Source organism: Streptomyces sp. R11, assembly GCF_041051905.1.
In the GTDB taxonomy this organism is placed as follows: domain Bacteria; phylum Actinomycetota; class Actinomycetes; order Streptomycetales; family Streptomycetaceae; genus Streptomyces.
Genome location: NZ_CP163432.1, coordinates 2,548,122 through 2,562,993, shown reverse-complemented (window position 1 = coordinate 2,562,993; position 14,872 = coordinate 2,548,122). Strand labels below are relative to the sequence as shown.

Annotated in this window: 16 protein-coding genes; 11 read left to right on the top strand and 5 right to left on the bottom strand. The window is 68.2% G+C overall.

Features of this window, described 5'->3' with window-relative positions:
• Positions 1-3: 3 nt before the first annotated feature.
• The gene (locus AB5J55_RS11670) at positions 4-1,650 is read right to left on the bottom strand and encodes an alpha/beta fold hydrolase (protein WP_369270595.1); all 1,647 of its coding nucleotides are present in this window, start codon (positions 1,648-1,650) and stop codon (positions 4-6) included.
• 258 nt (positions 1,651-1,908) lie between these two features.
• Here AB5J55_RS11670 and AB5J55_RS11665 point away from each other — a divergent pair, with 258 nt between their 5' ends.
• Positions 1,909-2,205 (top strand): hypothetical protein, encoded by a 297-nt coding sequence (locus AB5J55_RS11665; RefSeq protein WP_369270594.1) that lies wholly within the window; start codon positions 1,909-1,911, stop codon positions 2,203-2,205.
• Between the two features lie 56 nt (positions 2,206-2,261).
• On the opposite strand, the gene AB5J55_RS11660 is transcribed toward AB5J55_RS11665, so the two are convergent.
• From AB5J55_RS11660 to AB5J55_RS11650, 3 genes are all read right to left on the bottom strand, one after another.
• The gene (locus tag AB5J55_RS11660; protein WP_369270593.1) at positions 2,262-2,873 is read right to left on the bottom strand and encodes a hypothetical protein; all 612 of its coding nucleotides are present in this window, start codon (positions 2,871-2,873) and stop codon (positions 2,262-2,264) included.
• A 2-nt stretch (positions 2,874-2,875) separates the two neighbouring features.
• Positions 2,876-3,793, bottom strand: a complete 918-nt coding sequence (gene htpX / locus AB5J55_RS11655) for a zinc metalloprotease HtpX (protein WP_363037489.1) — start codon at positions 3,791-3,793, stop codon at positions 2,876-2,878.
• A 129-nt stretch (positions 3,794-3,922) separates the two neighbouring features.
• Entirely contained in the window at positions 3,923-4,195 is a 273-nt protein-coding gene (locus AB5J55_RS11650; protein ID WP_369276160.1) for a hypothetical protein, read from the bottom strand.
• Positions 4,196-4,587: 392 nt separating this feature from the next.
• On the opposite strand from AB5J55_RS11650, the gene AB5J55_RS11645 reads away from it, so the two are divergent.
• The 4 genes from AB5J55_RS11645 (at position 4,588) to AB5J55_RS11630 (ending at position 9,122) form a co-directional block, all read left to right on the top strand.
• Positions 4,588-5,781: a PIN domain-containing protein gene (locus AB5J55_RS11645; RefSeq protein ID WP_369270592.1), complete on the top strand. Its 1,194-nt coding sequence runs from the start codon at positions 4,588-4,590 to the stop codon at positions 5,779-5,781.
• A gap of 226 nt (positions 5,782-6,007) precedes the next feature.
• Positions 6,008-6,325, top strand: coding sequence for a hypothetical protein (locus tag AB5J55_RS11640; protein WP_369270591.1), 318 nt, complete (start codon positions 6,008-6,010; stop codon positions 6,323-6,325).
• Positions 6,326-7,326: 1,001 nt separating this feature from the next.
• Entirely contained in the window at positions 7,327-8,562 is a 1,236-nt protein-coding gene (locus tag AB5J55_RS11635) for a helix-turn-helix domain-containing protein (protein ID WP_369270590.1), read from the top strand.
• Positions 8,544-9,122, top strand: coding sequence for a flavoprotein (locus tag AB5J55_RS11630; RefSeq protein WP_369270589.1), 579 nt, complete (start codon positions 8,544-8,546; stop codon positions 9,120-9,122). The genes AB5J55_RS11635 and AB5J55_RS11630 overlap by 19 nt, the downstream gene beginning before the upstream one ends.
• 216 nt (positions 9,123-9,338) lie before the next feature.
• Here the strand turns inward: AB5J55_RS11630 and AB5J55_RS11625 are convergent, their stop codons facing one another.
• Positions 9,339-9,734 carry a GntR family transcriptional regulator gene (locus AB5J55_RS11625; RefSeq protein WP_369270588.1) on the bottom strand — a complete coding sequence of 132 codons (396 nt, stop codon included), beginning with the start codon at positions 9,732-9,734 and terminating at the stop codon, positions 9,339-9,341.
• A gap of 558 nt (positions 9,735-10,292) precedes the next feature.
• Here AB5J55_RS11625 and AB5J55_RS11620 point away from each other — a divergent pair.
• From AB5J55_RS11620 to AB5J55_RS11595, 6 genes are all read left to right on the top strand, one after another.
• On the top strand, positions 10,293-10,559 hold the full coding sequence (locus tag AB5J55_RS11620) for a DUF6284 family protein (RefSeq protein WP_369270587.1): 267 nt from the start codon (positions 10,293-10,295) through the stop codon (positions 10,557-10,559).
• A complete protein-coding gene (locus tag AB5J55_RS11615) occupies positions 10,556-10,747 on the top strand; it encodes a hypothetical protein (RefSeq protein ID WP_369270586.1) in 192 nt (63 codons plus the stop codon). Before AB5J55_RS11620 ends, AB5J55_RS11615 begins: the two co-directional genes overlap by 4 nt.
• The gene (locus AB5J55_RS11610; protein WP_369270585.1) at positions 10,744-11,853 is read left to right on the top strand and encodes a conjugal transfer protein; all 1,110 of its coding nucleotides are present in this window, start codon (positions 10,744-10,746) and stop codon (positions 11,851-11,853) included. The genes AB5J55_RS11615 and AB5J55_RS11610 overlap by 4 nt, the downstream gene beginning before the upstream one ends.
• A complete protein-coding gene (locus tag AB5J55_RS11605; protein ID WP_369270584.1) occupies positions 11,853-12,245 on the top strand; it encodes an RRQRL motif-containing zinc-binding protein in 393 nt (130 codons plus the stop codon). The genes AB5J55_RS11610 and AB5J55_RS11605 overlap by 1 nt, the downstream gene beginning before the upstream one ends.
• The gene (locus AB5J55_RS11600; RefSeq protein ID WP_369270583.1) at positions 12,245-12,562 is read left to right on the top strand and encodes a hypothetical protein; all 318 of its coding nucleotides are present in this window, start codon (positions 12,245-12,247) and stop codon (positions 12,560-12,562) included. Before AB5J55_RS11605 ends, AB5J55_RS11600 begins: the two co-directional genes overlap by 1 nt.
• Positions 12,563-12,667: 105 nt before the next feature.
• Positions 12,668-14,791: an FtsK/SpoIIIE domain-containing protein gene (locus AB5J55_RS11595; RefSeq protein ID WP_369270582.1), complete on the top strand. Its 2,124-nt coding sequence runs from the start codon at positions 12,668-12,670 to the stop codon at positions 14,789-14,791.
• The last annotated feature ends 81 nt before the right edge of the window (positions 14,792-14,872 follow it).

Here is a 14,872-nt window from a genome sequence, read left to right as displayed (position 1 = left end):
CGGTCAGCCGTACGACTCCAGCAACCCCTCCACGTACGCCGTCAGCCGCCCGCCCAGCACCTCGGGCGTCAGCTCGGTCCGCCCCAGCTCACGCCACGGCCCGGCGAGTTTCGCCGCGTCGGGTGAGTAGGCGAGGGCGTCGATCAGCCGCCAGTACAGGTGGTCCGCCCCGTTGGCGAGCCGCCGCCCGCCATGTGCGTCGTAGCGGTCCCGGAAGCCGAGGCCGTGCTCCGGTCCGTGGAGCAGCGCGAGCGCGGTCGAGCAGTGGGCGACGTCGAGGTCGGCGGGGCCCCACGAGGTCTCCACCCAGTCGACGACCCCGCTGATCCGGCAGTCCTCACCCGTCCCCCGGAAGAGCACGTTCCCCGGGTGGAAGTCCCGGTGCAGGAAGCACCCGTCGTACGCCGGAGGCTCCTGCCGGATCACCTCCACGGCCCGCTCCCACAGCCCGCCCGACGGCGTGCGCACCCGCTCCGCCGACGTCCACGCCTGGTACGGCCGCGGGCGCTCGTCCGGTACGACCCGGTGGATCGCGGCGAGTTGGGCCGCCAGCAGGTCCAGGCGGCGGTCCAGATCCTCGTCGTCCACCCGCACCCGGCCCGGCAGGTGCGACATCAGCAGCGAGGGGTGGTCGCAGTGCTCGGCCGTGGCGTCGACGGCGATCAACTCGGGTGCGGGGACGCCCTCCTGAGCGGCGAGCAGGGTCAGGACCGACGCCTCACGGGTCAGCAGTCCCGGCGCGTGCCCGCGGAAGAAGGGCTTCACGAACGTACGCAGCGCGAGCTCGGTGCCGTCGTCGAGGGTGAGGCGGCGCATCTGCGAGCTCCAGCCGCCCTTCGCGAAGACGGTGCCGGCGACCGCCCGCCCCTGCGGCACCTGCTTGGCCAGCCACGACCGGGTGGCCGTCCACCCCCGGTCGCCCAGGCCGGTCAGCACCGCCGTCACGAACTCCCGCCGGTCCTCGGCATGTTCCTGGAACCACAACCCCAGCATGTGCTCCGAGCCCGGCACCTCGAACCGTGTGAACTGGGCGTGCGCGGCCAGCGCGTCCTGTACCGCCTCCGTCACCTCCGGCGGGATGATGGCGTCCGTCCCCGGCACCGCGAGCACCGCCCGGCCCTCGTACGCCCGCAGCACATCGAGTGCGGGTGCCCCGCGCCAGCCGTCCGGCCTGCGGATGATCTCGCTGAACCGTCCGTCGCCCTCGCCGAACGGCACATCCCAGGCCTCCTCGGCGTACACGGCGGGCGCGCACAGCCCGATCGCCGCCACACGCTGACCGTAGTGCGCGACGAGGTCTGCCACCGTCTGCCCGCTCATGCTGAACCCCACGAGGATCAGCGGACCGTCCGCCGGGACGCGGGCGTCGATCACGGAGACCGCCTGCTCGAAACGCCTCCGCAGGCTCAACTCCCTCAGCTCACCGCTGCTTTCGCCGTGTCCCGAGAAGTCGAGGGCGAGCCCGTGGCAGCCGCGTGACACGAACTCGGCGAGCAGCGGGAGCAGCCGTTCCTTGCTGCCGATGCCCGCGCCGTGCAGCAGGACGGCGGTGGCCGCTTCCGGGCCGGCGGCGGCACCGCCGTACACGCAGCTGAGCAGTTCACCGTCGTGGGTGTGTGTGAAGGAGAGGAGCTCGGTCATGTGCCCCATTCACTCACAGGGGCACCGGGCCGAACTCGGGCCCCGGGAAAAGGAGATGCACGCCGAGTGACCGTCTCCCTACCCTGGACATGCGTAACGGAGCAGTTCACGCCGCTTTTCGCAGGGCGGGCGTCACCCTGCGGACTCGGGGCTACTCTCTACGCACCGACGGACGGTCGCCATCCCCCAGCGCCCCGTCGGGCATCCATCACTCACCGCTCGAGATCCACCAGATCCAGATCCAACCCACGCTCACGGAGGCCCGTGATGGGCACCATCGTCATCTCCGGGACCGTCGTCCTGGTGATCTTAGGATTCGACAACCACCTCTACTGGCTGGCCGCCGTCGCGGTGCTCTTCCTCTACCTGCAGTACGGCCGCAGCGCCTCCGCGCCGAGCGGTGGCGCGGGCGGTGGCGGGGGAGGGGCCCCGTCAGGAGGCTCCATGCCCGCGGACTACCGCGCGTACCGCGACCGCCGTGACATGCAGGCCAAGTGGGAGCGCCGGTACCGTCGCGAGCGTCCTCTCGAGTCGCGCCGGCAGGAGCGCGAGAAGAGCAAGTGAGACCACCCGCGGTGGTAGGCCGCGGTGGTCGCGCCCGCAGTCGAAGGCGCCCCCGGTCACAGTCCGGGGGCGCCCCACAGCGGGAACCAGCGGTTCAGGTCCTGCTCGATCCGCAGGTCGTTCGCGAGCGCCGCCCGCACCCGCAGCTCCAGCGGGTTGTCGCGGCGTTCCGTCGCACCGGGCACGGGCGCGAAGGGGTAGAAGGTGCCTCGCTTGTAGAGGTAGACGAGCGCCAGCCGCCGCCCCGGCTCACCCCCTTCCGACCCGTCGCCCCCCGCGTACTCGAATCCCGCCAGCGAGCACAGCAGCTGTGGGCCGAAGCCGTTGACCTCCATCGCGCTGTTCACCGCGTGCAGGTCGTTGACCAGCTCCGGCAGCTGCTCGGGACCGCGCCGGGAGACCAGCCACGAGTAGCCGTAGCCGTCCCGCGTCAGCTGCACCGGCCGGCCCTCGCGCTCGGCGTCCGCGTCCAGCAGCGCCTGCACCTCGCGGTGAGTCTGCTCGAAGACCGCGCCCTCGACCGTGGCGAAGCACACCGCCCCGCTCCCGGTCGGCCGGAACCCGGCCGCCGCCTCCAGCGTGATCGCCGCCGACGGCAGCCCGAAGAGCTGGTCGAGATCGGGCGCGACCGGTTTCGTACGGCCCAGCAGAATGTCCAGCAGCCCCATGCTCACACCCCTCCGGGAGCCGCCGCCTCGCCGAGCTCGGCGGAGATCCGCCCCAGCTGGTCGAGCCGCTGTTCCAGGCTCGGGTGAGTCGAGAAGATGCGCGCGATGCCGGGCTCGCGGCCCAGGGCCGGCGTGAAGTAGAAGGCGTTGAAGGCCTGCGCCGTCCGCAGGTCCTTGGTGGGGATGCGGGCGATGTCGCCGGAGACCTTGGTCAGTGCGGACGCCAGCGCCGAGGGCCGCCCGGTGAGCAGCGCCGCGGCCCGGTCGGCAGCCAGCTCCCGGTACCGGGACAGGGCCCGGATCAGCAGGAAGCTGAGCGCGTACACAGCCGCGGACACGCCCATCACGGCGGCGAAGATCACGGCGGTGTTCTGATCCCGGCGCCCGTCGCTGAACAGCTGCGAGTAGAAGGCGAACCGTACGATCAGCCCCGCGATCACGCCGAGGAACGAGGCGACCGTGATCACGGCGACGTCCTTGTGCGCCACGTGCGACAGCTCGTGCGCGAGGACACCTTCCAGCTCGTCCGGCTCCAGCCGCCGCAGCAGCCCCGTGGTCACACAGACCACGGCATGATCGGCATTCCGCCCGGTGGCGAACGCGTTCGGCATGTCCATCTCCGACACCGCGACCACGGGCTTGGGCATGTCGGCGATGGCGCACAGCCGGTCGACGACCCCGTGCAGCTCGGGATACTCCTCCCGCTCCACGACCCGCCCCCGCATCGCGAACAGCGCGACCCGGTCGGAGAACCAGTACTGCGCCCCCAGCAGCGCCGCCGCCACGACCACGACGAGCACCCAGGACTTCAGCAGAAAGATCAACGCGACTACGAACGCCACGTACAACAACCCGAGCAGAAACAGAGTGATCCCCATACGGGCGGTCAACCGCCGATCACTCCGGAACCGGCTCTGCATCTCGCATCACCCCGCGCACTCAGGCACTCGTCCCACTGCCCAGTGTGCACCCGGTGACTCCCATGAACGGGTCGTGATCGGCCCCAGGACCGGCAAAGGCCGGGAGTGCGGAAATCGCAGGCGGACGGCCTAGTAGCCCGCACGGAAGTTGATGTAGCCCAGCAGCACGATCAGCCCGGCGACGCAGCCCAGCACGATGGCCGTGGACACCCATCCGGACCTGCGCTGACGCCGTGCCACATGATCGGGCTCACCCCGGAACGGCACCGGCCCGGGCGGGTTCTCCTTCCAGCGCGCGGCGAGCATACGGGCCCGCGCCGAGGGCTCCTTGTGCTCGGCGTTGTCCGCCCACTTCAGGTCGAACTCGCGTTCTTGATCGTCGTGTTCGTGCTGCTCCGGCATCCCGTCCACCCCCGTGTCGTCCATCGGCAGAGGCAGAATAGAACATACGCCCGCGCCCCCGCTGTCAGTAGAACAGCGGGGGCGCGGGCGCTGTGCCTCGGTGCCTGGATCAGGCGTCGATCACACGTCGAAGAAGTGATGTTGCGGCGCGGCTACCTTGGAGCCCTGTTCGCGGAGTCGCTCTGACCGGCGGGAACGCGGTCGTTGTCTGTCGTCGTTGGTAGTCGTCGGCCGTCCCCGGACGGCCCAGAGACGGCCCGGCGGTTCGCAAGGCTCATCTGGGGAAGCCCACTCGGCCGCTTCCAGTCTCGACCACCGGCTGTGCCCGGCTATCAGATCTTGAGAGAGTGTGGCCGTAGGACCCCGATCCGAGGAAGGCGGAGTCACCCACCTTGATCATCCTGGACGCGAACATCCTCTACAAAGGGCCAGACACCGTCACGACAGACCTGCTCCAGACCATTCGGGCCGCAGGCGCAGAGAAGGTGGGCATCCCCTCGGTAGCGCTGGAGGAGCTTGTGGCCCAGCGCGTCAACCCATATCGGGAACGGTACGAGGCGGCCTCGGCAGCGTGGAAGAAGATCGCCGAAGACACCCCCTGGCCCCTACCGCAAGAACTCCCCCGCGTCGACATCGACCGGTATGCCCACCACTGGCGTCAGCGGTTTGAGTCAGTTGCCGACAACCTGGCGGCCGACGCAGACATCCTCAACGAGGCGCTGGCTCGAGAGATGAACGTTCTACCTCCGTGCAAGCTCGTAGGCGCCGATGCAGATAACAAAGGTCATAAGGTTGGAGCGAGGGATGCAGCAATCTGGCTGACCGCGGTCAGTTACGCGCGGGCTCACCCCGACGAGACGATCTACTTCGTCAGCGCCAACACTCACGACTTCGGCAACGGCGCACCCTATCAGCACCCAATGAATGAAGATCTCGCAGGGATAGAGGACCGGTTCGTTCATCTCACGAACATGAACGAACTGGTCGATCGTTTCACTAAGAGGACGGTACCGGATAATGAGGCGGTAAAAGCAGTACTAGAATCACCAAACACTGCTCGCCTCATGGGGCGCGAGGCATTCAGGCGAATGCGAAGCTCGCGTTTCCGTCACACAGTCCTGACGCCGGGCCGTTTCGAGTGCTTCGATGCGGAAGCGGCCGATGAGGGTCCCGCTGTCGCCCGGGGCTGGATCAACGAGCCGCGTGGCTGGCTGGAGCACATCGGGGAGGCAAAGGCACACAGCATCGGAGACCACGTCTGGTCCTCGGTGGAGGCGCGATGGACCCTCGTCGGCATCGCCGAACTCCGCAGGCGCGGACCGCGGTTGATCGTGTGCTCCTGGCAGACCCGCATCCTTATCAGCACAACCAAGCAGGACGCGGAGCCGTCATTGCTGAGGTCTGAATCGCCACAGCATCCCTCGGCTGAAGTGCTGGAGAAGATGAATTCGCTGGTCTCTCGCATGGTCCGCCCTGAGAGCACAAGACGGTTCATTGAGGACGAGCGAGCTGCCAAGATACGTCAGCAAATCGAGTGGGACGCGATGGCGGATGCGATGGCAGAAGAAGACGCAGACAGGGAGTAAACCAGGGCTGCCGGCGAGCCGCGACCTTGCACCCGCTGTGGTTGTGTCGATGGAAAAGATCGGCCAGGCAATCGCACTAAAAGGGGCTAGCCGTGCTCGTGCGGCAGGCAGCCCCAACAGCGTGCGGCTGGAGAGGCGTGGTGGGCTGTACCTCCGATGGGCGTCTTCGGTGTGCGCACCTCCGCAGCGAGGCGGGAGCATGAGGCGAGACGGAGAAGGAGTCGCTATGCCCAACGGTATCCCTGAGTACATTCACGACGCCTTCGAGCGTGCTGAAAGGAGGACCAAGCGACGAGTGGTGGGCGACCTACGGCAGTACATCAACATGGATGCAACTCGCGCTACAGTATTTGACGTGCTCGGCGGTTACGTCATCGAACACGACACAGAGTACAACGCGACATTTTGGGAAATGGCAGCCGAGACGGTGTTTCTGGCTGTGGGCATCCGGGATTCCCACAAAGAACCCGAACTGAGTCAAGAAGAAATTTGGAATTACGTAGACAACTTGGCCGAGTTCGTCAACACGGCCAAGTGCATTTAATGGGCCTTAAGAGCTACTTCACCCAGCCGAAGGACGCCGCCAAAGCGGCGTCCCAAAACGAGGACGAACGGCGGGGGTCGTACCAGAACAGGGCGTCCACCGCTACATACTTCCTAGTCGGCCTGGGTGCAGTTGTCGCAATGATCAGCGGCGAGACTTTCAGCCGCATCACTCGTGGAATCTCAGATGCCGCCATCATCACGGTCTACTTAGAGGTCATCGCCGCGGCAATCCTACTTGGATTTGCTTGGTTGATGTTTCGGCATGCGGATAGAACCCTTGCGCAAGATGGCTTCGGAACTCCGCCCAATAAGGAATGGCCAGCGACACCCGAGACTATTTACACAATTGCCATTTTGTTCTGCATCGCCACTCTCCTGACGTTGGTGGCAGTACTCGCCGCGAGTCTGGCATTCCCGGCCGCACGCGAGAACGAAAACACCGGCAATGGCCCGGGGGCGCTTCCCAGTTGCCTTGCTGTTTGCCCGAGTTCTCCACCGGCGCCCTCCGACGGCGTGAAGCCGCCTCCAGAATCTGATCAGCCAAGTTCCCCGTCGACTCGATGCACTCATGACGGCGGGACCGACCCAGGCGGTAAAGGCCCTGCCGTAGCACTCGGGCAAGGGAGTTGTTAGGGCGCGTGTCAGGGTGCCGGACAAGGCGACCACTTGACGCGTAACGCTGGTCAGCGTGTAGCGACGGCCACGCCTGAGCCGCCCTCGACCCGCAAGGTAGGGCTTCCGTCGCAGGTCAACGCCTTGACGCACCCGCGTGTGAAGTGGACGGCAACTGTCGTTGGCCGCCGTCGGACGGTCTACAGGCGGCCCGGCCCTGAGACGCAAAGCATGAGATCAGCGGCCCGGACAAAGTGTCCGGGCCGCGCACTTCCCTGCCCGTCACGCTCCTATTCGCTCGGGTAGTGGACAAGGCCCGCTACCCGCCCAATCACCGGTTCTGTACCGTGAAACCGGCCCCTCACAAGCAGCAGGAGGCAGCACGCAATGCGTGGTCTTGGAGATCACCTCAGCATCGGCGAGCGGATCGCGTTCTACCGCAAGCGGCGCGGCTACACGCAAGAGGTCTTGGCCGGCCTGGTCGGCCGAAGCACCGACTGGCTGGCGAAGATTGAAACGGGGCGCCGGAAGCCGCCCCGTATCGACATGCTCGCCGAGCTGTCGCGCATCCTGCGCGTGCCCCTCGGGGACCTGCTCGGCCAGACCGTGCTTATGGAGGACGAAAGGCAGCAGGACGACGTTCCGGCCGTACGCGACGCGCTCATGACCCCGCGGCGGCTATCGCGCCTGCTCTTCGGGCCCGAGGTAGAGGTGCAGCTCCCGACGCCCGCCCCGGTGGCTGTGCGCGTGGAGCAGGCATGGAACGACTACCAGGAAGGGCGACTCGGTAGCGTCATCGCGGCTCTTCCCGCGCTTCTGCAGACTGCTCAGGAGCTGGAGGACCGAGCGGCGCGCAGTGGCGATGATCGTGGCGACTGCTGGGCCGTGTCGGCCCGTACACACCACCTCGCGGCTACGACGCTCGCGAAGATCGGCGAATCGGACATCTCATGGCTCGCTGCCGAACGCGCGATGCGGGCCGCTGACGAGTCGGACGACCCGCTCGTGTTGGCGTCAGCCGCACGTTCCGGTACGCACGCCCTCCTGGCCAACGGTCGGTATGACGACGCCCTGGAACTGGGGAACACGGCCGCCGCATGGCTATCGTCGCGGGTCACCGAGAACGACCCAGCGGCACTGAGCTTGCTGGGCATGATCCACCTGCGCGCCGCTGTAGCGGCAGCACGTCACCAGGACCGCCCCACCGCGGCGGGCTTGCTGAACCGAGCCGAGGAACTCGCGGACGACCTCGGGTCGGATGAGAACTACTGGCAGACCGGCTTTGGGCCCACGAACGTCCTGCTTCACCGCCTGTCCGTTGAGCTGGACCTCGACAACGTGTCCTACGTGGTGGAGCACGGGCGGATCAACGTCGACCACATGCCGCAGGAACGCAGCGTCTCGCACCGGATCGACTACGCACGCGCCCTCTCGCTCGCCGGACAGGGTGATGATGCGTTCACGGAGCTACGTACGGCTGAGCGCACGTCGCCGCAGCTCGTACGCAACAATCCCAGGGTGCGCGAGACGCTGCGGGACCTGATCAAGCAGTCTCCGGTCACTGGTGGCTCGCGTTCATCCGAAGTGTTCGTGATGGCTCAGCGGTGCAGGGCGGTGCAGTGAGTTCAGCTAGGCGTGGAGTGCTCGGGGTCGTCGGGTCTGCGGCCGGAGGCGTTGAGTCGCTGCGTACCGGTCTCGTAGAGCCCGCGATGGATCGCGGATGGCAGGTGGCCGTCACGCTCACGCCGACCGCAGGTCAGTGGCTACGGCTCATTGGCGAGGTCGAGCGGCTGGAGAAGCTGACCGGCCTACCCGTCCGCGATGAGCCCCGGTTGCCCGGCGAGGCACGACCGCACCCGCCGGTGGACTGCTACGTCGTCGCTCCCGCGTCGGCCAACATGGTCGCCAAACTCGCGACCGGCCTGATGGACAACCAGGCTCTGACTCAGGTGGGCGAGGCGATCGGCACTCTCGATCTGCCGGTCGTCGTCTTCCCTCGGGTGAACGCGGCGCACGCTCGCCACCCGGCATGGCAGCACCACATCGACACCCTCCGGGCGGGGGGCGTGCATGTCGTCTACGGACCGGATGTGTGGCCGTTGTATGAGCCTCGGGAAGCGCCGGCGGGCCGCCCGCTGCCGTGGACGGCAGTGCTCGACACAGTGGATGCGGCAACCCGATGACGGTTCGTCAACGGCCCTGACCTGCAAGGAAAGAGGACCCGGACAGTCTGTCCGGGTCCTCCGCCGTTCCGGGCCACATCCTCATTGGCATGTCAGGGGTCAATGAGCAAAGCGGCGAACTGGAAGGCATGACTCCCGCCGAACTCGCTTTGATCGAGGCGAGTTTGTGTGAGGCCCGCGTCAAGGTCGAACGACTGCTGAGGCGCGCGGACGAACTCACGGCGACGGTGGAGTCTCGCTACCCACGAGCCGTTCAAGGCGATCAAGCCGCTCGCCAAGTACGCGCAGGGCGTCATGAATCGTGTTGAGTTCCGTTGCCAAAGCGGTGAACGCCGGGCTGCTGCCCGGCTCGGTGCCGAGGGGTACAGAAGGATCGCGGACGAACGTGCCGCGACCCTGCTGGGTGAGAACCAACCCCTCGTCACGGAGCTGACCGAACGCGCTCTGAACAGTCATGAGCTGCACGCCAAGTTCCTTGGCGAGCTTGCGAGCGGCTGGGAGCTGGTCGCCCGGCTCGTACTCGCGGTCGGGGCCCGCAATCTTCTCGCGGAACTGCGCCGCGATCTCCTTGGCCGTGGGCGTCTGCTTGGGCGCTTCGGGGCTCTTGTCCATGACATCGAGAGTAGCCGGACCTAGGTCAATCTCTGATCCTTCGGCGGATTCTCTTGACAGACAGATTGACCTAGGTCAATCTGAATTCACCGGAGCGAGCGGTCCGCAAGGGCTTCGGCTCCGTGCCGGTGCATGACAACTCCACAGCGTGATCCACCGCAGATACGACGGCCGTGACGACACCGGCCGAGGCGAGTGGAGACCAGTCGGTCATCTCCCGTCAGGGACACGTGCCGACTCAAAAGAACGGATCTGCCCAAGGGCACGCACGCCGCGCGAAGAGACCGAGATGCGATTCCTCGGAGGAGCGGGACTGAGGCACAGATCCATATCGCGCAGGACGGGCCGTCACCTCCCGCAAAAGGTGTCCAGCGCGGCTCAGGTCCGCGCATCTCTGACCTTCGCCGCATCGATGCGGCGGCCGGTTGCCTCCGCTGCACGTCGCGCACGTGCAGCGCTGAGGGGAGCCGGACATTCCGACTTCAACGGCGAGCGGTCCCCGGGTGGCACCCCGGGGACCGCGACGGGCCGTTCCTCTGTGGAAGGACACACGACCCTATGAGCCCCATCGTCACTGTTCAGGACGCTGTTACCGCGTTCGCCGACTTCATGGAGCCGACGGACGCGGAGCTGGACGCGATCGAGCAGGAGATGCCCGTCATCCTGGCGGACATCGAGCTGCTGGACACGCAGATCGTCACCCTGGACCGCTCCCCGACCGAGCTGGACCACCAGCGCATCCGCCGCGCCCGCCGCCGGGCGCTCGCCGCCCGAGTCGCGCTGATCAACCGCAAGAGCGCGAGCATGCCGGGCGGTGCGGCATGAGGGCGAACGCTTCCCCGACCGGCCTGGCCCTGCTGCTGATCGTGGTGGGCCTGCTGACTGCCTTCACCAGCATCACGGCCGCGTTCGTCACCCATGAGCCCGTCTGGCGCTACCTGATCGCAGGCGGCTGCTTCATGCAGTTCATCGGCTGGGTGGTCCACGGCCGCCGGAACGGGGGCAGGCGATGACCACCGTGAAGCTGACGAAGGTTCAGATCGGTGTGCTGGCAGCCGCGTTCGTGCCGATGCTCGCCACGGGCGTGTTCGGCGGGATCGGCACCTACAGCAACATCAGCCACTCCTACGGCAAGGGCACCGCGCTAGGTGCGCTCGCCGCCGGTGAGGGCGCCACGGCCGTGCTCGCGCTGGTCCTGCTCGGTCTGACCATGCTGGGCCAGTCCTCCCCGCGGATCGTGCGGGCGGGCCTGTGGGCGCTGCCGGCCGCTGCCGCTGTCATGGGCGCCATGGCCGCACCAGATGCGGGCCGTACCGTCATCTACGCCCTGACCCCGATGGGCATGTCTGTCTCGGCCGAGGGCATGGCGTTCCTCGCCCGGCGGATCGTCGTCCACACCGACGGCCGCGACGCGGAGCACGAGCGCCGCACCGCTGACCTGGTGCAGGCGCTCGCCTACCACCGTGCCCGGGCCACCCAGCACCCGAGCGACCGTGTCAGGAAGTGGTCGGAGCGCAAGTCGTGGCGTCTGGCTCGCAGGGTCGGTGTCGGCGATGTGGCGCTCGGATCGAGGCTGCTGGACGTGCAGCGCGATCGGGTCACGGCCGGTGCGGATGCCGCGCTCGCGTCGATGTTCGGCGGCACGGCTCCCGCCCCCGCCCTCGATCCCGCACCGGTCGCGAATGCGGAGAAATTGACCGAGACGGCGATGAAACGGTCTATGGCTGAGCTGCGGGAATCGACCCCCGGCCCGGTGGTGACGCTGTCCAGGCTGACGGTGCCGGATCCGGTCGCGGTCGACGCGGGCAAGTCGATTCCTCCGCTCAAGCCCCTGCCCGCGACCCCCGCCCCGATCGCACCCGAGATTGAGGCGCCCGTGCGGCGGACGGTTCCGGCGGAGTCGACCCGGCCGCGACGGGCGACCGGTCGACTGCCCGACGCGGCCCGATCGCCCCGACCCAAGCGCACCCGGGATCAGTTGCTCGATGAAGCGCGTAAGGCGACGGCGGGTTGGCCGGATGGGAAGGTGACTGCCGAGGGCATCCGGCGCGAGGTGCGCACCTCGCCCGCGAACGCGCGGATGCTGCGCGACACCCTGCTTGCTGAGCGGGCCGGCTGATGTCGGCCGCGTGGGGCAAGTGCTTCGACCCGTCCGGTGCCCGCTACGGGGTGCCCACCTATCCGTGGCGCCTGGCTCCGGACGGCCTGGCCACGCGCCGGCAGTTACGGGCTGAGGGTCTGCGTCCGGGCGGTCAGCCGATAGCGGCGCAGGCCATGCGCATCAACCGCCGCACCGGCACCCCGAGGGTGGCCTACCTCTACCGCATCGACCTGGCCAAGCCCGTCCGGCCGATGACGTCCCGTAAGTGGGGCGCGCTGGCGCTGGCGATGCTCGCCCGCCGCACCTGCCCCAAGTGCCGGATCACCTACAGCTACTGCCTGCCGCGCTCGCTCGGCATGTGCGTTCTGTGTGCCTTCCCCGACCCCGCCGACACTCCGAGGAGTACGTGATGGGCAACTCCGAAATCCGCCGCCTGGACCGTGAGATCCGCAGGACACAGAACAAGCTCGAAGCCGTGCGACGGGGTGAGTGGTGGCCGCTGACCAGCCGCGAACGGCTCGCCATGACCCGCGCGATGGCCCGAGGCGCCCGCAGCATCCACCAGGGCCGCAGCACGGCCGGCGCGGAGAACCGCATGGACTCCATCGGCACGGCCGTCGAGACGCGGCTGAACGCGGAGCTGACGGCTCTGATCGTCGAGCGTCAGCGCCTGGTCACCGAGGCCGCCCGCGCCAAGGCCAAGAAGAAGTCTTCCCGCTGGCTCTGACCAGCCACAACGCCGGGGCGGCTCGCCTCTTTCCACGGACACGACCCACCCCGGCGCCCTTCCTCAACTCCCGCCCTGATCAGGGCAGTCAGGAGACCTCCCAGCATGACCGAGAACGTCGTTCACCTCCACAAGACCCTCGAACCCTCCGCCCCGGACGCACAGGTGACCACGCTGACCGTCGTCCCGCACGCCCCGTCGGCCAGGCCCGTGCCGTTGTGGGTGCGCTCCGGGCGCGCGGTGAAGTCCGCGGTAACCCACGAGGGCACCAAGTCCGCTGCCCGCGCTGTCGCCCGCCACGGCCTCTACACGTTCAACGGGGGCCGGATCGTGGCCCGCCGCACCTGGGACGGGCGCACCGGCGCCCGCTACGAACGCATGCTCCGCGCCGCCGAGGCCGCCGGGAACTACGAGGTGGCGGAGGAATGGGAGGAGCGCTTGCAGCGCTTCCGCGATGCCCGGCACCGCCGCCGCATGGACCTGCTGCACTCCCCGGTTGAGGTCGCCAAGGGCGCCGCAGTCAGCGCCGGGATGGGGATAGGGGCGCTGGTCGCGCTCGGGGTCGTGATGGCCATCAGCAACGGTGACGTCAAGGACGTCGTCACGCCGCTCGCGGCCACCATCGACTTCATCGCGACCCTGATCCGGATCGTGCAGGTCGTGTGGCCCTACGCGGTCGTACTCGGACCGCTGTTCGCCCTGCTGGGCATGTGGGCGGTCGGTTCCAAGCAGCAGGCCGCACCGCAGTGGGCACTGCCCGCGAACGTGCGCTCCGGTGAGGGTGAGCCGATCACCCCGTCCATCGTGGTCATGGCGCTGCGTGACCTGGGGGTTCCCGCGCTGCGCAACGCCATCAAGGACATGGGCGACGCCGGCGCCTCCATGCTCGGCCCCATCCGGATCGCCGGATGCGGTGTCGAGGTCGACGTCACCCTCCCCTCCGGGGTGGCGACGAACGAGGTGCAGCAGCGCCGCCGGAAGCTCGCCGAGAACCTCACCCGGCACGAGCACGAGGTGTTCATCACCATCCCCGAGGCCGCCCGCACCGTCCGCCTGTGGATCGCCGACTCCGGCGCGCTGGACGAGCCGATCGGCCCGTCGCCCCTGGTCACCGACGAGACCATGACCGCCGACTACAAGAAGGGCCGCGCCCCGTGGGGCCAGGACCTGCGCGGCGACGCCGCCGCGCTGAGCCTGTATCAGCGCCACCTGCTCATCACGGGCCTGTCCAACCAGGGCAAGACCGCTTCCCTTCGCGCCCTCGCCCTGTGGGCCGCGCTGGACCGCACGGTTGAGTTCCGTCTCGCCGACCTCAAGGGCGGTGACTGGGTCATGTTCGACGGCCTGGCCACGGTGCTCATCCAGGGACCGACCGATGACCACGTCATCCAGGCGACCGAGATGGTCGAGGGCGTGGTCGAGGAGATGAACCGCCGCATCGAGGCCCGCCAGCACGAACCGGGCAAGGAGTTCCCACCGCTGATCTGCGTGGTGGATGAGGCGCAGGTCGCGTTCATGTGCCCGCTCAAGGACGAGGACAAGCGCCCCTACGGCGGCTCGTCCTCCACCTCCCGGTACTTCATGGCCGTCCGCAAGATCCACAACCAGGGCCGGGCCGTGAACGTCCTGATGTGGCAGGGCACCCAGGACCCCACCGACCAGAACCTCCCCAAGCTGGTCCGCGAGGGCGCGCACACCCGCGCGGCGCTCGCCCTGGGCACCGAGTCCCAGGCCCGCATGGCGCTCGGGGACAAGGCCGTCGACGGCGGCGCCGCCCCCAACATGCTGCGCCCCGGCCTGGACCAGGGAACCCTGGTCGTCGCCTCCAGCGGCATCGACATCCCCAAGGGCCAGTCGTCCATCACCGTGCGCACGCACTACATCGGCGACGACGACGCCAAGGCCATCGCCGCCCGCGCCAAGGCCCTCCGCGACGGGGTCACCACCCTGCACGCCATCGAGCGCGGCGAAGAGCGTGACCCGCTCGCCGACATCGCGACCGTGCTCGGCAGCGATGCGCGTGTGCGGACCCAGGAGGTCATCAGCCGGCTCGGCGCGCTCGACGGGGAGGCGTACGCCGGCTGGTCGTTCCTCGACCTCAAGCGCGTGTTGGACGACGCCGGAGCGGAGCCGTACAAGTCCGACGGCCGCATGGTCGTCGCCCGCGACCGCGTCGCCGCCGCGCTCGCCAACCGCGACGACGAGGGTTCCGCTTCCGCCTCCGAGTGACAGGGAGGCAACCCGCCTCGGGTCAGGGAGACAGGGAGAACTCCCTAACTTCCTCCCTGGCCCGCCTCCCTGGCCCTGACC